We start from the raw sequence: 18,006 nt of genomic DNA, 5'->3' as shown, positions 1-18,006 counted from the left end.
AAAATTACCGGGGTGACCAAAGCATCCAGGCGCAAAAATTTTGACCTCCTCCCAACCCAGTGGACAAACCCTGGGATCCCAGTCTTAAGTCCTTACTCTCAAGCCTGTGAAGACTTGGCTTTTTTTGTGGATATCAATAGACTTTTTTGTTCCTTAGGCCCTATGGTACTTAAAGTTTTAACCCTTGCACCCGTTCTTGTTGTCGGTATTTGTTTTCAGGTCGGTGCACAAGGTAAGGACCAGCGGAAGTTGCAGGATGAATTCGTGGAGGCATACTGCAAATGTGTGGAGGAACATCCGGCGCCCCACGCCCTACAGTTGATGAGTGATTCCCAAGAGCAGTGTCTAAGGGCGTTCTTCACGCAGCACCAGGATGATTACGCGCACATCCTTCAGAAAGACCACGGGCGATTTGACAACTATAAAACCGATGCCGAAAAAAGAGCTGCCCTGGAGCGCGAAATCGTGCGTAACGCTATCGACGATTTGGTTGAAGAATGTTCCGCCTATCGCAAATCGATCGTAACCTACAAGAACTATTTGTTTTCTCAATTCATGCGGGAGCAAACCGAGAAATCATTGACGCGTAAGGACGAGTTGGAAAGCATCGAGCGGGTGAAGCAAACGGTTTCATCAATAAAAGAACCCAATAAACTAGCCAATGCGTATGCCATGATTGGAGTAATGTACGAATATGTTGACGAGAAAGAACAGGCCAGGAAATACTATGAAAAATCGATCGACTTGTATCCAACCACGGCGGCAAAAGCTTTGGCTGCACTTTTGAAAACTGAAAGAGACTGATCTGCCGGTATGCTGACCATGGATTGCTAAAACTAGTCGTTTTGCAACACTATCTCTATGCGTCGCCGGAGCTCTTCCCAATCCACCAGCCCTCCGCGCGTGCTCGCCGCCTGGGCATCCCAGCGACGAAGTAAAACATACTGTTGGAAAAGAGGGTCCTGTTCAAAGGCCCTGGCTTCTCCCCGCGACATCGGGCCGCCCTGACATTCCAACGTATTCCTGCCGGCTTCACTTAAATTACTGTAATACTCACAACAAGAAAAGCTGAGGTAGCGGTTTGCCTGGACATGTCCTTCCACGAGGCGGGCAAGCCGTTCGCCGAAACCACGACGGCGAAGAAAATCGGCGCCGATCTTTTCATAGTTCTTCCGGCCATAGCCACACAGTTCGTTTGGCTGGCGTCGCATCACGCAAAGCTGACCGATGTCATGAAAAAAAGCCGCGAGTACCATTTCGTTGCAGGCCCCGTCTGCGATCGCGAGTTGTGCAGTGTGCGACATGTGTTCCAGGAGTGATATGGGATCGCCAGAGCAGGCTGGGCCGCTGGTGCGATAAAGGTCGAGCACTTCTTCGACAACGGGATCGAGCGCTGTTTCCATGGGGGTAAGGATTCACTCGAAAATAAAGACATTTATATTACGGACAGGTTATCTTTTCAGACCGTCTTTTTTAAGCGACCTTTTATATGGAAAGGCCATCGTGCCGTGTTGACTTTGTTTAGTATAAGTAAAACATAAAGAAATCTTCATGTTCATTTTTATTCCCCCGGATTTTGAGGCCTTACTTTGCCGGATAATTTAAAAACTATGACCATCGACCTTGTCGTATTCGATCTTGCAGGAACCACCGTAAAGGATAACAAAGACGTTCACCGCGTACTGCAGCAAGCGCTGGCGGTCCACGATGTCACGATCTCCCTGGAAGATGCAAATGCGGTGATGGGTATACCTAAACCGGTGGCTATCCGCCAACTGTTGGAAAAGAACTATCCCGGACCCCTGCAGATCACCGACGATTGGATCGATCAGATCCACCAGGCGTTTGTGAAGACGATGATCGAGTTTTACAAGAACGATCCCTCGGTGGGAGAGAAACCCGGCGTAAGCGAGACCTTCCGGAAACTGAAGGCGAACAACGTGAAAGTCGTGGTAGACACCGGATTTGATCGCGCCATCACCGAGCCGTTGCTGAATAGATTGGGATGGGAGGAACGGGGCCTTATCGACGGCAGTGTCACCAGCGATGAAGTGCCGCGCGGCCGGCCTTACCCGGACCTGATCTTCCGGGCCATGCAACTGGCCCACGTTACCGACGCCGCCCGCGTAGCCAAGGTTGGCGACACCGCTTCCGACCTTCAGGAAGGCAATGCTGCCGGATGTGGGATGGTCATTGGAGTGACGACCGGCGCCTTCAGCCGGGAAGCCTTGCAAGAGGAGCTTCATACCCACCTGATCGAAAATATTCCCGAAGTGCTGAATATTCTGCCGGCGCGCGGTTGATGTTGTGTTAAGAAAACATTAACTTCAGGTTACCCCAAGGTAACGTGAAGTGAAAAAGTTATTCTTCCTCTTATTAGTGTTGACTACACAAATCACCGCCCGCGAGCTCGAGTGGCACGATGGTTCGGTGGTGCTCGCTTCACGCAAAGTGCTGACGGGAAAAATCACCATAGAATCCGCCTTTGATCTCGTGTTGTTGCGAGCGGGCGACAGCTGCCTGGTCTTGCCCGCACATAAGGTCTTGTCCCTCTATTTCTATGATGCAGACGAAAACATCAATCGCAAATTTGTATCGCTAAAGGAAAACGAAGACACGCGTGCCCCTCAGCACTTTTATGAGGTGGTGCTCTACGGCAAGGTGAATGTGGTTCGTCGCCTGCCGCTCACCCGTCCACGCCGCAGGGGGGCGGATGCGCAGGACTATGTATACTTTGTTCAATGGGAGAATGCATTGACAAAGTTGGATCATTTCAAAAAAGACATTTACCCAACCCTGCTTTCCTCTTCCGGAAAAATGTTGGGCGAATTTGTTTCCGCAAACCGGTTGGATCCCGCCGATGCCGCGCAAGCCATCCGCATTATAGAATATTATGATCACACGATCGTGGCCGGAGCCCTGGCCAGACACTAAACGCTTTGAAGCTTCCAGCGCCGGTGTTTCCGGTGAAAGTAAAGCATCGAACCACCGATGAGTAAACAACCTGCCGCCGAGATAATATAGGCACACGAAATAAAGAAGTCGAGCCAGCCCACGGTGGCGTAGCCGAATTCCTTGAAGAACAATACACTCACACTGCCGAGGTATCCAAACGAATCGGCTACATACATAATGAATCCCACCGTGCCCACATACTGAAAAGTGGCCAGCATGCGATCGAAGAAGATGCTGTTGAACGGAACGTAGCCCAGATACAGCCCCAGTCCAATCAGGATCATCCACACAGTAGGAGAAACCAACTGTTGTTGGAAGAGTAGCGTAGCGACACCGATGAGCGCCATGCCCAGGAGGATAATGATATGATTGACCATCAGCGCAAGCTTGTTGCTCTTGATGATCATGATGCTGCCCATCACGACAAGTACAATGATGGAGATGGGAATTTCTGTAGCGGTAAATATTTCGGGTGAATTGCCCTGGCCGAGGGCGCGCCACACTTCCGCGGAGAAATTGTCGCGAAAGTCGCGGAAGGCCGTGAGCAGCATATAGCTTAGGGTGAACAATACGATGCCGGGCCAGAAGGTGAAGATAAACTGTGAGCGCTCGGCGGCATTCATCGGTTGCCGGCGTGTGCGCAACTGTTCATCTTCGGCGGAAGGCGGGGGTAGTTTGTCCAGTAAATACAAGAAAATCAACAGCGGCACCAGGAAGAGACAACTGGTGACAAAGGGCATCCACATTTCGGAAACGCCCCAGTCGCGGATGATAAAACCGCCGATCGACTTGGCAAAGCCGGCCGAAAAAATGAAACTCACCGAAAGACCGGCGCCCAGCACTTCCGTGAACCGCCGTCCTTCGAGATAACCGAAGACCATGCCCCAGACCAACCCGAGCGGGAAGCCATTGGTAAAAAGAAAAATGATATTATAAGGAGCGGGCACCCAGGCGAACAGCAACCACGACACACCCGCGATGGCTACCATGAGCAAGATGCCCGATGCCCGCGACGCCGACTTCAGTTCCGAGATGATCTTTATCCCGGCAAATTTAGAACAAGCATACCCGATCACCTGGAAGGTGACCAACCAAACCTTGTAGCTGATGCCGGCAAACACCAACCCATCGAATGTGGCGACGGAAAATGTTTTACGGAAAGCATACACACACGTATAGCAACAAAAAGCCATGAGCGTCGCATAGAGCGCAAATGAAAATCCGTTGACACGTTTCAACCAACGTGTAATGGGCGACTCGGAAGATAAGGACATGAGGGTGAGGGAAAGGTTTTCGGCTATGGCACAAAGAACGGGCGCGGCTGTTGTGGGCTTGTTGACCTAGTGTTAAGAAATTAATAATAAGGTAAACGATGCTTTCGCCAGTGACAGGGTTTTCACAATATCTTGCGACACCAATGATTCATTGCGTTCAAAAAAAATCATATCTCACGGATGGAAAAGAAAGCAGACATCGCCATTGTTGGCGCAGGCATAGCAGGATTGGCGCACGCCTACATGGCCTTGCGCAAAGGTTATACGGTGGTGTTGTTTGAGCGCGATCAGTTTGCCGTGGGAGCGTCGGTTCGAAATTTTGGATTGTCGTGGCCGATCGGTCAGGAGCCGGCTGTTGGGTTGGAGTATGCCTTGCGGGCACGCCATCATTGGCGCGAAGTGGCGCAGGAGGCGGGGTTTTGGATGAAGCCCAACGGGTCGCTTCATGTGGTGTACCATGATGATGAGTGGGAGGTACTGCAGGAATTCATGCGTCTTTATCGCGATGCGCCGTATGATTGCACCCTGCTTTCACCGGAACAGGTAAAAGAGAAATCGGGCGTGGTCATACAAAAAGGGTTGCGTGGCGGATTGTGGAGCAGCACCGAGGGCACGGTGAATCCGCGTGAAGCCATTCGCAAAATTCCCGTGTGGTTGAAGGAGAAATATGGATTGGTGTTGCGCTACGGTCACGTGGTCAATGAAATTGCAATGCCCCACATTCATACGGCACGCGAAACCTGGGAGGTATCGAAGGTATTTGTATGCAGTGGCGCCGATTTTGAAACGTTGTATCCCGAGGTGTTCGACAATCACCCGGTGTCGAAATGCAAGCTGCAAATGATGAAGGCTGTGCCGGAGAAACCCTTTGAGCTTGGGCCGACGTTGTGTGCGGGTCTTACCCTGCGGCACTACGCCGCTTTTGGCAAATGCCCGTCGCTTCCCGAGGTTGACGCGCGCTACGATGCCGAATCGGAAGCCTACAAAGACAACGGTGTGCACGTGCTCCTCGCACAAAACCAGGCGGGCGAATTGATCATCGGCGACTCGCACCACTACAGCCGCACGGTAGAGCCGTTTGATGACGAGGAGGTCAATGACCTGATCCTGGACTATCTGAAATCATTTGCTGATCTGGGTTCGATAAAGATCACCGAGCGTTGGCACGGCGTCTATCCTAAACTGATGGGCGACATTCATTTGATCGTAAGACCCCAACCCAACGTGACGGTCGTGACCGGCCTGGGCGGTGCGGGCATGACCCTTAGTTTTGGCATCGCCGAAAAACTAATCGACGCGCTCTGACCGGGGCGAATCGGAATCGGTACCGCAAGCTTTTTTGTTATTCGTTTATGACACCGATTGCATCGGTCATCTCGGCTATGGGAAAAACGGGCCTCATGGTGCAAATGGGCGCCTTATCACGTGTATACAAGGAATAAACAATGTATATATATAGTGAACGTGGAAAATGCGCCAACGGAGGCCTCCGGAAAAGAAGTTACAACGCGTTAAATTAATATGATGACCCTATCTCCTTGCACGACAAGCGATAGCGTTATTCTATCCCGACGCTTGGACAAAACCTTCATTGAATTTTCATTTTCTGTTTCATTTTTTAATAGAGAGGTAACGCACCTCTAAACATAGGGTGACGCCGAATGGTAACCTTTGCCCAGCGTTGAGAATCTGTAGTGATGTTTTGATTATCTGTAGCGTGTTGACCGTCATGTGGGGGAGCAGATTTGAGGAAGAGATTTTCAACGTTGGTTAAAGAAGTTAACTAACCCCCCGAATATATGAACAGGACTCTACAAAGAATTAAACACTCTTTGGCCTATCCGGCATTTCGTGCCGCGCTCGCAGCCGTACTGCTGCTCCTTGTTTCCGTTACTGCGATGGCGCAGGTAACGGTGTCTGGCAAGGTCACCTCTGGCGAAGATGCCTCGCCGATTCCCGGTGTGAACATTGTGGTGAAAGGTTCCACGCTGGGTACCATCTCCGACGCCGACGGTGCCTACACCATCAACGTTCCCTCCGCAGAAGCTACACTGATCTTTACGTTTGTGGGTTACCTCCCCCAAGAAGCGTCGCTCGCGGGCCGAACGACGGTGGACATTGCCTTGGCCACTGACACCAAACAACTCTCGGAAGTGGTGGTCACCGCCTTGGGTATCCAGAAAGAAAAGAAAAGTCTGGGCTATGCCGTGCAAAGCGTGAGCGGTGAAAACCTCACCACAGCGCGCGAGACAAACGTGTCGAATCAGCTGGCAGGAAAAATTGCCGGTGTTACGGTGGTGGGCAGCAATTCCGGAATCGGTGGATCCGCCCGCGTGACCATTCGTGGCGAGCGTTCCATAGACCTCAATAAGAACCAGCCGCTCTATGTGGTGGATGGCGTTCCCATCAGCAACGGCTTCACCGGCGCTTCGGGCAGAAACAACCTGGAAGTAGATTTTGGCAATGGTGCAGGCTTTGTCAATTCCGACGACATCGAGTCGATGACCGTGCTTAAAGGCGGCGCGGCCACGGCGTTGTATGGCTCCCGTGCGGCCAACGGTGTGATTGTGATCAAGACCAAATCCGGCAAAGGCACGAAGGGCATCGGCGTGGAGGTGAATTCCAACACCACGTTCGAATCGGTTCTTCGTTTGCCGAAATATCAAAATGTGTATGGACAAGGCAATGGTAACGGCGGCGACTTCGCATTTGTGAACGGCGGTGGCGCCGGCCTCACGGACGGCACCGACGAAAGCTGGGGCCCCGCATTTAATGGCCAGCAATATCCGCAATTCAACTCACCCCGGACCCTCAATGGCCAGCCCATTCCATATCGCGGTGGCGACATGAATGCACCCGCGGGCAGTGTCATCACGCCAACCACCTGGCTGAACGACAAGGATGGCGTGAAGAACTTTTTTCAAACGGGAAGAACCCTCACCAACAACGTGGCCCTGGTCGGCAGCAATGCCCACGGCGACTTTCGTCTTTCGTACACCGGCCTGAACGAAACGGGCACCGTGCCCAACACCGACCTGAAGCGCAATACCGTATCGTTTGGCGGTGGTTATAATTTGACGTCGAAATTTTCGGCCCGTGCGTTCGTGAGCTATATCAAAAGTGAGAGCGGCAACCGCCCTTCCATCAGCTATGGCACGGAGAACATCATGTATCTCTTCAACTGCTGGTTGCCTCGCTCCGTCGACGTAGGCGCGTTGAAAGACTATTGGATGGATGGCCAGGAAGGCCGTCGCCAATTTAACTGGAACTACAACTATCACGACAATCCCTACTTCACGATGTATGAGAACACCAACGGCCAGTCGGTGGATCGCATCATCGGGAACCTGAGTTTGAAATACGACTTCGCACCCTGGCTCAGCCTGCAAGTGCGTACCGCCACCGACTATGCTAACGACCGCCGCCAGTTCCGTCGCGCCTTCAGCACACAACGTTTTCCGTTTGGACAATACCGCGAAAACAATATTGTCACGGAAGAGCGGAATTCGGATTTCTTGTTGACGTTCAACAAGGAGATCATTTCTTCTGTGTTCACCCTCACCGCATCGGTGGGCGGGAACCAATTGCGTCAGAAGTCGGACTTTCTCGAAGTCAATGCGCCTCAGCTGAACATTCCCGGCATTTACAACCTCACCAACTCGCGCGCCCCGCTGCAGACCACGCAGACCGACACCAAGAAACGCGTGAACAGTTTGTATACTTCCGTGCAATTGGGCTACAAGAATATGTTGTTCCTCGATCTTTCTGCGCGGAACGACTGGTCCAGTGCGCTGACGTTGCCCCAGGAACTGAAGAACCTGGGCATCGGCACAGAAGACAACAGTTATTTTTACTCGTCTGCCGCCCTCAGTGCAGTGGTGACGGATATGGTGCAACTGCCGGAAGCCATATCGTTTGCTAAAGTGCGGGCCAGCATTGCCCAGGTGGGTAACGATACCGATCCGTTCACGTTCACACAATCGTATAACCCCAGCGATCCGTATGGCTCCGCGCAAGTATACGGTGAGAACGACCGCCTGGCAAACTTCAGCCTGAAGCCGGAGATCAGCACCGCCTATGAAGGTGGACTTGACCTGCGTTTCTTTGGCAATAGACTTGGGGTGGACGTTACGATGTACGAATCCCGTACGCGCAACCAGATCCTCAACATACCGCTTTCCATCACCACGGGCTACAACAGCCGGTCCATCAACGCCGGTGAGATCAAGAATCATGGGATCGAGGTCATGTTGACCACCGTACCGATCCAAACGACGTGGGGATTGCGCTGGAACTTTGATGTCAATTTCTCCAAGAACAGGAGTGAAGTATTATCCTTGTCCGATGGTCTCAATAATTTCGTGATGGCCAGCCGCCGCGTAAGCATCGAGGCACGTGTGGGTGAGCGCATGGGTGAGATGTATGGTATCGGTTTTGCCCGCGTGCAGAACACGGACCCAACGAAGCCTTACTATGACGCATCGGGTCAATACACCGGACAAATGGTATACGATGGCCAAGGCCGTCCGATCGCCACGACCGATCGCATCAATCTCGGAAATTACAATCCTGACTGGATGGCCGGTATCAACAACACCCTGACTTTCAAAGGCGTGAAGCTCGGCTTCCTGTTCGACGTCCGTCATGGTGGTAAGGTATATTCCGAAACACAAACGGTGGGACGTGAAGGCGGTATCATCATGGAAACTTTGCAGGGCCGCGAGAACGGCTACTATCCGCAAGCCTCTGTACAAAACGATCCTCAGCTTTTGAACGCGCCGGCAGGCACCTATGTGGTGGGCGAAGGCGTCAACCAAAATGCTGACGGCTCGTTCCGTGTCAACGATCATCGCGTGTTGCCGCGCCAGTGGCACTCGGCTTGGACCGGTGGCAGAAGCATTGCCGAAGGGGTGATGTATGATGCGTCCTTCGTGAAGCTCCGCGAGGTGCAGATCGGCTACACTTTCCCGGACAAGTTTTTTGGTAAGGTTCCTTTCCGCAGCGTGAGCGTTGCCCTGGTGGGAAGAAATCTCGCGTTGTGGACCGATGTGCCGCACATCGATCCGGAGGTGATGTCGTATTCGGGTGGTACGGCGCTGCCCGGTATCGAATACATGTCCATCCCGTCGTCCAGAAGCTACGGTTTTAACGTGAGTCTCAAATTCTAATTTGCCGAACAACCTTAATGATCATCACTATGAAAAATATAAGAAAGATCACTTTGCTTTTTGCCGCGGTGCTGGTGGCAGGAGCCTGCGATAAAGACTTTGAAGATGTCAACACCAATCCCAACGTACCCACCGTGGTAACCCCCGATCTGTTGTTGTCGGGTGTGATCAAGAATACCTTGAATGACCAGGTGAACGAGGCGTGGAGCATCGGCAATATTGTGGTGCAACACACGGCCAAGATCCAGTTTGTAAACGAGGACCGCTACCTGTGGGGTGAGCGTACCAGCGTTTGGAACAGCGTCTTTGGGAACATGCGCAATGTGAAGAACATCATCGACATCGCGGAGAATACCGAGCCGGTTCAAAACAATTACCTTGGCGTGGCGCTGGTCATGAAATCGTGGATGTTCTCCCTGGCCACGGACGCGCATGGAGACATTCCCTATTCGCAGGCCATACAGGCAAAATCCGATGGCGTGTATCTCACCGACTATGACACGCAAGAATCGATCTATGCCGGCATCCTGGCGGATTTGAAAAAAGCGAACGAGATCCTGGGTACCAGCAACGAAGCGGTGGGCGGCGATCTGTTGTTTGGAGGTTCACTCGCCAAATGGAAAAAGCTGGCCAATTCGCTCCGCCTGCGTTACCTCATGCGCATCTCCGATAAAAAAGATGTGAAGGCCGAAATGCAGGCCATCCTCGACAACCCGTCAACCTTCCCCATCTTTGAAAGCAACGACGACAATGCCGCGCTGGTCTACCTGGCGAGCTCGCCCAATCAATGGCCGTTGTACACGTCACGGGTTGGGTCGTTCGATGAATTCAGGCTGAGCAAAACCCTCGGCGATGTACTGACCAACCTAAACGATCCACGGTTGAAAGTATTTGCACGCCCCACGGAAAAGTCGGTCGCTGCCGGTACGCCGACGATCGAAGGGATCCCCAACGGACTGGAAGACACACAGGCGCTGAGTTATAATGGCGGTCCACTGGCGGTTTCGCGGGTGGGTCTTGTCTTCGCCTGCCTGGTGTGCAACGATGCAGGCAAACCGGCCCCCGTTGCCAATGCCTCTCGTGGATTGTTGATGACCTATGCTGAATTGCAATTTATCTTAGCAGAAGCCCGCGAGAAAAACCTCATCTCCACCGGCGATGCCGAAACATTTTATACGAAGGGCATTGAAGCCAACATGGATTACTACAAGCGGATCACCCCGGCTGAATATGGAATAGACCTCACCTTACCCGCAGACTATTTCACCCAGGATGGTGTTGCCTACACCGGATCGCAAGCCGAAAAACTCGCGAAGATCGGCACGCAAAAATGGATCGCCCTTGTATTCAATGGACTCGAAGCATGGTTCGATTGGCGAAGAACAAATCTTCCCATGTTGGTTCCCGGGGCGAGCAACCTGAACAACAATAAGATTCCGGTCCGTTATATCTATCCGTTGGCGGAGCAGTCGCTAAACGCTGCCAGTCGCGAGATCGCGGTGACACGCCAAGGACCCGACAACCTGAACACCCGTGTGTGGTGGGATGCAAACTGATGTGTAATTAGTTAGAGCAAGGGAGATCGCGAACATCCGTGTCGCTTTCTCCCTTTTTTTCTTTATACGAACCGTAACTTTATCCTATGACCAAACTTTTGAGATACCCTATCGTCATACTGCTTTTGTTGCCCGCTATGATCAGCACGGCACAGAAAAAAATGAAAACGGAAAATGTTTTTATCATCACGTTCGATGGCTATCGCTGGCAGGAATTATTTCAGGGCGCGGACAAAGCGTTGATGGGCGAAAAAAAATATGTGGAGGACACCGCGGCATTGCGGAAAAATTTCTGGGCAGAAACGGTGGTGGAGCGCCGCCAGCGATTAATGCCTTTTTTCTGGTCGGTGATTGCGAAAAAGGGGCAGTTGTATGGCAACCGGGAATACGGCAACCAGGTGAACTGTTCCAATGGCATGTGGTTTTCTTACCCGGGATATAACGAGATCCTCTGCGGCTTTTCAGATGACGCCCGTATTCACAGCAACGACAAACTGGAAAATCCCAACGTCACGGTACTGGAGTTTTTGAACAAGCAGCCGGCGTTCAAAGGGAAAGTAGCGGCCTTTGGCTCGTGGGATGTGTTTCCTTTTATCATCCATGAAAAGCGAAGCGGCATTCCGGTGAATGCGGGTTATGCGCCGGCTACCGGGACAAATCTTTCTGAGCGCGAGAAATTTTTGAACGTGTTGCAAACGGAATTACCGCGGCCCTGGAGTGAGGTTAGGATGGACGGCTTCACGCATCACTACGCCCTGGAATATATCGCCAAACAGAAACCGCGCGTCGTGTTCATCTCGTTTGGCGAAACCGATGACTTTGCCCATGGCGGCAAATATGATGCTTACCTCACGTCGGCTCATCAAACCGATAAATTTATAGAGGAGCTTTGGAACGAACTTCAATCGCAACCCGCGTACAAGGACAAGACCACCCTGATCATCACCACCGATCATGGACGCGGCACGGAGCCCTTGGACAATTGGCGCAGTCATGGAACAAAAGTGGGCGGATCGGATCAGATATGGTTCGCCGTGTTGGGCCCCGACACGCCCGCGAAAGGGGAAATGAAAGAGGCAGGACAATACTATCAAAACCAGGTCGCCAAAACCGCCGCAACGCTTTTGGGTGTGGTCTATGAAAATGAAAAGAAACCCGGCGAGGCCATAACGCCTGCGCTTCCCGCCAAATGAGAAGACTGATTTTTCTTTCGGCCGTAGTGATGATGGCGTGCGGTGGACACGAGAATGTTACAGCAACCTATAAACCATACCATACGCTGTTCGCACCCGACGACGATGTGAGACGACAGCAGCTTGTCGCGGCGTTTGAGAAATTGGATGCTCCGTCATTGCCGGCAACCGCCACATTCGACAGCGGATGGGTCTACCTGCAGGGCGAACCAAAGGAAGGCTTGCAAACCGATTGCAAAAAAGTGGACGGTGTTGGTGTCAATCTTCCGCACCGTCTGACGTTGCCCAACACGCCGATGTGGTACGCGAAGGCGATCGATCTGAGCGCACCCGGTGTCCTCACCATTCGCGCAGACGACGGGGCGCAACTCTATATTAATGGGAAGCTCATACCGCGGCTGCACAACAACGATTTTCCAGTCGACACCGTGGGCCATCTGGCCATTACCATCCGCGTGTTGAACAACGCCATGGCCGGCGGGTTGCGCCACGTATCGTTTTCCACAAGCGAACAATACAAACTATTCAATGAACAGTCTGCGCTGCACATTCGCCGGAAGCGTTTGATGGAAAAAGTGCGGCTGCTGGCCGAGCCGGTGGAGGGCGTGTCTGAAAAAATGGAAACAGCTATCCTCCAAAATGACGATGCCTCATGGGCCGCGGCCGAAGCGATCTTAAAACCGTATCCTTATTTCACCGGCCCCTGGCTGCAATGGAACGACGCGAAGCGTATGACCGTATCGTTGGAATTGGACGGTGATTTGCCGGTGGAGTTGCGCCTGCAATTGAAAGGCGATCGTTGGCAGGGGCCCATGATTCAAAAAGGAAAGAAAGTATCCTTTGTCCTTGAGAACCTGTTGCCCGACACGGCCTATTCCTACACCTTGACATCCGGCAAGACGCAATCCCCTCTTTTTACTTTCCGTACACCATCTGCTGATCGCCCGTTCAGCTTTAATGTTTGGGCCGATAGCCAATCGGGTATCGAAAATTTTCAACAAAATGTGAGCAATCTCTCCGGCTACGGCGATGCCTTTGGGGTTGGGGTGGGCGACCTTGTGAGCAACGGGGCGACGTCGGAAGAGTGGCGGATGTTTTTCAACGTGCTCGGCGCGTCGTCAGCCGAAAGGCCTTATTTCCTGGTGCCCGGCAATCACGACTATGATGGCTACTACGACGACCTGCAACCCGAACAATACAAACATTATCTTCCCCACACACCACAAAATTATTTCAGTTGGCGCTATGGCCCGTGTGCCTTTATTGCGCTGGATCCAAACGAGCGATTCCCGATAGACGTGCCGGCTTCGTCCCGGCAATACCAGTGGTTTCGTGAACAACTGGAATCCGATATGTGGAAGACCGCCACATGGCATTTTGTTTTTCTTCATCAACCACCCTACTCGCAGGGTTGGGCTGGATACGAGGGCGATGAAACGATCCGGCAGTTACTCGAACCGTTCATCGAATCTTCGGCCATTGATTTTGTCGTCGCCGGTCACACACACGACTACGAGCGTCTCACAAAAATGTATGGTCGTCAGCAAACTACGTTTTTGATTGTGGGAGGCGCGGGTGGTTCGCTGGAGCCTGCAGAGTCTTCCGCCACGCCGCAGATGGATACGGTGCTGAAGGTGCACCATATGGGAAGGTTTTATATTGCGGGAAGCTCGTTGCGTTTTGAGGCGATCGATATTTCGAAAAAAGTGGTGGATAGCTTTCAGCGAACCAAGTAGAGGCTGCAGAGCACCATGACGAAGACAATTTTACCTTCCTGTATATACCGGATACACAACCGTTCCTGCAACGGCGGGTGCTACCCGGTGTGCCGGCGAGAAGTCAACACCAAGAATGTTGGCCATGGTTTGCGCCAGTTGCTTTTGGTAGTGGCGTGTTTCGGTCCTGATCTCTCCCAGTGGCGGCGTGTCCGGCCCCATCAGTGCGAACCATGTCTGTCCGGAACCTGGAGTAAAGGTGCCATGTCTGACCCAGGATGAACGTGAACTTCTTCCACGACCGTGGTCGGTGGTGATGAGCAACGATGTTTTCTCCCGGTAATCTTCCTGCGACCGGGTCCAGGTCCAGAGGGCAGCGATCATGCGGTCTATGCGGTGCGCCGCCTGTAGGTATTGATCATAGTGTCCGCCATGGGCAAACGCGTCCGTTGCGTCGAAGCTGATGTAGAGCACTTTGGGATGGTCACGTTTCAGATAGTCGAAGGCCTGGGCGAACGTGATGCTGTCGCGTGTGAACGCCGTGGTGTGGGAATGATCGTGGGGTGGATTTGTGGTGATGTGGTTTCGCTTTGCGCGCAAAATATACGGCACCGCATCCCACGTTGAAAAAACGCCCACCCGATCACGAAAGTCCGGCCGGGCCTGTACGGCTTCCAGAATGTTGCCGTTCGGGTTTTCTTTTTTCTTGTTAGACATCAGCGACTTGTCCACAAAGCCGGTGAACAGTTCGCTGTAGCCGGGATAGGAAGCCCAGTAGGGATTGGCGCAAATCACACGATTGTGGAACGCGCGGTTGCCATAAAGCTGGCCTTGGTTGGCCAGTACCTCCCAGAGGAAAGGCATTAATTTCTCCCGCCGTTCTTCAGGGGAATCGTCCCAGAATGTCGTCGTATTGAAATCAGGGTTGCTATATCGGGTGTTGAAAAGCAAGGCGGAATCGGCGCCGGCAAATACTTCCTGCCACCGGAAACCATCGAGGGTGATCACGATCAGATTTTCGGTTTTGCGCTGCTGGGCGGCGGCGACGAAGGCGATCTGGCAAAGAATAAAAGTAACAAGTATTCGCATGTGCAAAGATCGGGTGATGAAATATTCTTATCGTTACGGGTGTGTTATGGTTTTGTGTCAGGGATGGTGGTGAAGTATTTAACGGATAAGTTTGCCCGGTTGTTGACGCGATCGATGGCGCGTCCGACATGTCCGGCTACCTTCCGGATATGAAATTTTGAATTTTGTAAAACTTCATCTACGGTTGACAATCCGTAGGGCGTGGATGATTACTTTTAAGGGAACATATTCTTAACATGAAAAACGTATACATAAAGCCGATCACCCTGTTGGTCGCGGCGATGCTCGTGATCTTTTCCCTGCCGGCCCAAACCGGCAAGGCAACCACCAGCCAAGTCCAGGTAAACCCGCAGGCGCTCAATTTTATTCTGATGGGCGACTGGGGGCGCGTGGGGGCCGATCACCAGAAAGAAGTGGCCACACAAATGGGCAAGACCGCCGAAACCGCCGATGTGGATTTTGTCATTACCACGGGTGACAATTTTTATCCGGAAGGTGTCGCCAGCGAATTTGACCCGTTGTGGAGGTATTCCTTTGAGGAAATTTATACAGCCTTTTCGCTGCAACGCGATTGGCATCCCGTGTTGGGCAACCACGACTATGGTTCCAACCCGGACGCACAGGTGGCCTATTCAAAGATCAGCCGCCGGTGGCGCATGCCCGCGCGCTATTACACCGAGGTGTTCAATCTTGGCGGCGACACCACGCAGCAAGCGCTTTTTGTTTTTATTGACACCACGCCGTTGATCAAAGGCTACTATAAGGGTGATGGCCACAAGGTGCACGACCAGGACAGCACGGCGCAGGTGAAGTGGATCGAGCAAACGCTGGCCAAGGCATCGCCGAATGTGAAATGGAAGTTTGTGGTGGGACATCATCCCATGTACACCGGCGGCAGTCGCACCGAGGGCAACGACACCCGCGCCATCCGCCGGATGCTGGAACCTGTTTTTTCAAAATATAAAGTAGACGCCTACCTGGCAGGGCACGAGCATAGCCTGCAACACATGGTGGCAACCAACGGACTGAACCATTTTGTTTCGGGCGCCGCCTCGGAACATACACCGGCGCGCATGCTGCCCATCAGCAAGTTCTCTAAATCGGAATATGGCTTTATGCTGGTTTCGCTCACCCGCGAGAAATTCCTGGTGCAGGTGATCGACTACAAAGGAACTCTTCTATACACAACTCAATTGGTAAAATGACAACAAGAAAATTACTGAGCATCTGCGCGATAAGTTTTGCTGCCGTGAGCGCATCGGCACAAGAATTTAATTCATCATCCATTTTTTCACACAACGACTACAAGAACCCTGTTCCTTTTTTTGCGGCCTATGACCGCCAGGTAGGATTTATAGAGGCCGATGTGTTTCTGAACAACGGCAAACTACTCGTGGCGCACGAAGCTGCGGAGCAAGACACCAGCAAGACCCTGCAAACGCTCTACCTGCGTCCCTTGCAGGATAAAATAGCTCGTAATAAAGGCAATGCCTATGCCGACGCAGGGAAACCGTTAACGTTGATGATCGATCTGAAGACGGAAGGTGCAGCCACCTTGGATGCCTTGGTCAATAGTCTGAAAAAATATCCTTCCCTGACGGCTTGCCCCACGTTGCGCATCACCGTGAGTGGCGATATGCCCGCACCGCAGTTGTGGTCGCGCTATCCCGAATTTATTCACTTCGATGGCCGACCCGGCGTCGCCTACACCGACGAACAACTGCGTCGTGTAGCGTTGGTGAGCGCGAGTTTTGGATCGTATAGTAAATGGAACGGAAAAGGAGTGATCGTACAACCGGAGCGCGACCAACTGAATGTGGTGATCAAGGACGCGCACAGCAAAGGAAAACCCATGCGCTTTTGGGGCACACCCGATTTTGTGAACGCCTGGATCAAATTTATGGACTTGAAGATCGATGTCATCAATACGGACCATGCCCAGGAAGTTTCGGATTTCCTGATCCGTTTCCCGAAGAATTCTTTTCGCAACGCCGAAGTGCACACGGTGTATACGCCTCAATATAACGTGAAGCGTTGGAAGAAAACACCGAAGAATGTCATCCTCATCATTGGCGACGGCACGGGTCTGGCCCAATGGTACAGCGGCTATACGGGCAATCATGGGCAGCTCAACATTTTTCAGCTCACCGACATCGGCTTCTCCGTGACCACGTCGGCGGACAACTACATCACTGATTCTGCTGCCGGGGCTACGGCAATGGCTACCGGCACCAAGACCAACAACCGCTACATCGGCGTGGATCCCAAAGGCGCGAGCCTGACCACCCTTGCTGAAAAATGTAAGCGCAACAATTTCAACGTGGCCATCATCTCCGATGGCGACATCACCGATGCCACGCCCGCTTCTTTCTATGCCCATCAAGACGAACGCAGCAAAAGCGAAGCCATCGCGCAAGATTTTACATCGAGTAATGTTGATATTCTCGTGGGAGGCGGGGAAAAAGCATTCCAAAGCCGCAAGGACAATCAAAACCTGTTGACCACGCTGGCGTCGAAAAACTATGTGGTGAGCACGTCGTTTTCGTCGATCGATACGGTGAAATCAAATCGCTTTGTCATCCTGGAAGATGCTGCGGTGGTGTCGAAGATCAAGGGGCGTAAGGATTTTGTTTCGCGGTCGCTGACGAAGAGCCTGGCGCACCTTTCGGGGCAGCGGCAGCCTTTTTTTATGATGAGCGAAGGGGCCCAGATCGATTGGGGTGGTCATGATAATAATATGGAGTATGTGGTCAGGGAAGTGCTCGACCTGGACCAGGCGGTGGGTGAGGCAATGAAGTTTGTGGATCAGAATAATGAGACCTTGCTCATCATCACGGCCGATCACGAGACGGGCGGGCTGTCATTGTTGGATGGTAATATTTCGGAGGGGGCCGTGCTGGGGAATTTTAGCACGAATGATCACACAGGGATCGCCGTGCCGGTGTTTTCTTATGGACCGGGTGCGGAGATGTTCCGGGGAGTTTATCAGAATACGGAGATCAGTAAAAAGATCGAGAAGTTGTTGTCGTTGCGATAGCGGCTTGCGCGATTTTTCT

The 18,006-nt window shown here is 52.4% G+C and carries 13 protein-coding genes; 10 read left to right on the top strand and 3 right to left on the bottom strand.

Annotated elements, in window-relative coordinates; genetic code table 11:
* Positions 1-12: 12 nt before the first annotated feature.
* The gene (locus tag BUB30_RS19695; protein WP_143164989.1) at positions 13-804 is read left to right on the top strand and encodes a tetratricopeptide repeat protein; all 792 of its coding nucleotides are present in this window, start codon (positions 13-15) and stop codon (positions 802-804) included.
* 32 nt (positions 805-836) lie between these two features.
* Here BUB30_RS19695 and BUB30_RS19690 read toward each other — a convergent pair whose 3' ends face one another.
* Positions 837-1,403, bottom strand: a complete 567-nt coding sequence (locus BUB30_RS19690; protein WP_073137180.1) for an HD domain-containing protein — start codon at positions 1,401-1,403, stop codon at positions 837-839.
* Between the two features lie 207 nt (positions 1,404-1,610).
* On the opposite strand from BUB30_RS19690, the gene BUB30_RS19685 reads away from it, so the two are divergent.
* Together BUB30_RS19685 and BUB30_RS19680 are read left to right on the top strand one after the other, a co-directional pair.
* The gene (locus tag BUB30_RS19685) at positions 1,611-2,303 is read left to right on the top strand and encodes an HAD family hydrolase (RefSeq protein ID WP_073137178.1); all 693 of its coding nucleotides are present in this window, start codon (positions 1,611-1,613) and stop codon (positions 2,301-2,303) included.
* 49 nt (positions 2,304-2,352) lie between these two features.
* Positions 2,353-2,934: a hypothetical protein gene (locus BUB30_RS19680; RefSeq protein ID WP_073137176.1), complete on the top strand. Its 582-nt coding sequence runs from the start codon at positions 2,353-2,355 to the stop codon at positions 2,932-2,934.
* Here BUB30_RS19680 and BUB30_RS19675 read toward each other — a convergent pair.
* The gene (locus BUB30_RS19675) at positions 2,931-4,229 is read right to left on the bottom strand and encodes a DUF5690 family protein (RefSeq protein ID WP_073137174.1); all 1,299 of its coding nucleotides are present in this window, start codon (positions 4,227-4,229) and stop codon (positions 2,931-2,933) included. The two genes, BUB30_RS19680 and BUB30_RS19675, sit on opposite strands and share 4 nt — an antisense overlap.
* 180 nt (positions 4,230-4,409) lie before the next feature.
* Between BUB30_RS19675 and BUB30_RS19670 the strand changes: the two genes are divergently transcribed.
* From BUB30_RS19670 to BUB30_RS19650, 5 genes are all read left to right on the top strand, one after another.
* On the top strand, positions 4,410-5,534 hold the full coding sequence (locus BUB30_RS19670; RefSeq protein ID WP_073137172.1) for a TIGR03364 family FAD-dependent oxidoreductase: 1,125 nt from the start codon (positions 4,410-4,412) through the stop codon (positions 5,532-5,534).
* 494 nt (positions 5,535-6,028) lie between these two features.
* Positions 6,029-9,397: a SusC/RagA family TonB-linked outer membrane protein gene (locus tag BUB30_RS19665; RefSeq protein ID WP_073137170.1), complete on the top strand. Its 3,369-nt coding sequence runs from the start codon at positions 6,029-6,031 to the stop codon at positions 9,395-9,397.
* A gap of 29 nt (positions 9,398-9,426) precedes the next feature.
* Positions 9,427-10,953 (top strand): SusD/RagB family nutrient-binding outer membrane lipoprotein, encoded by a 1,527-nt coding sequence (locus BUB30_RS19660; protein WP_073137457.1) that lies wholly within the window; start codon positions 9,427-9,429, stop codon positions 10,951-10,953.
* A gap of 86 nt (positions 10,954-11,039) precedes the next feature.
* Positions 11,040-12,146 (top strand): sulfatase-like hydrolase/transferase, encoded by a 1,107-nt coding sequence (locus BUB30_RS19655; RefSeq protein ID WP_073137168.1) that lies wholly within the window; start codon positions 11,040-11,042, stop codon positions 12,144-12,146.
* Positions 12,143-13,882, top strand: coding sequence for a metallophosphoesterase family protein (locus BUB30_RS19650; protein ID WP_084138243.1), 1,740 nt, complete (start codon positions 12,143-12,145; stop codon positions 13,880-13,882). The genes BUB30_RS19655 and BUB30_RS19650 overlap by 4 nt, the downstream gene beginning before the upstream one ends.
* A 30-nt stretch (positions 13,883-13,912) precedes the next feature.
* Here BUB30_RS19650 and BUB30_RS19645 read toward each other — a convergent pair whose 3' ends face one another.
* Positions 13,913-14,950 (bottom strand): alkaline phosphatase family protein, encoded by a 1,038-nt coding sequence (locus BUB30_RS19645; RefSeq protein ID WP_073137164.1) that lies wholly within the window; start codon positions 14,948-14,950, stop codon positions 13,913-13,915.
* A gap of 236 nt (positions 14,951-15,186) precedes the next feature.
* Between BUB30_RS19645 and BUB30_RS19640 the strand changes: the two genes are divergently transcribed.
* Together BUB30_RS19640 and BUB30_RS19635 are read left to right on the top strand one after the other, a co-directional pair.
* A complete protein-coding gene (locus BUB30_RS19640; RefSeq protein ID WP_073137162.1) occupies positions 15,187-16,155 on the top strand; it encodes a purple acid phosphatase family protein in 969 nt (322 codons plus the stop codon).
* Positions 16,152-17,987 carry an alkaline phosphatase gene (locus BUB30_RS19635; RefSeq protein WP_073137160.1) on the top strand — a complete coding sequence of 612 codons (1,836 nt, stop codon included), beginning with the start codon at positions 16,152-16,154 and terminating at the stop codon, positions 17,985-17,987. The genes BUB30_RS19640 and BUB30_RS19635 overlap by 4 nt, the downstream gene beginning before the upstream one ends.
* The last annotated feature ends 19 nt before the right edge of the window (positions 17,988-18,006 follow it).

It is taken from the genome of Chryseolinea serpens, assembly GCF_900129725.1.
In the GTDB taxonomy this organism is placed as follows: Bacteria; Bacteroidota; Bacteroidia; order Cytophagales; family Cyclobacteriaceae; genus Chryseolinea; species Chryseolinea serpens.
Note: the sequence above shows the minus strand (reverse complement) of the source record. Positions and strands in the feature narration are given on the sequence as shown.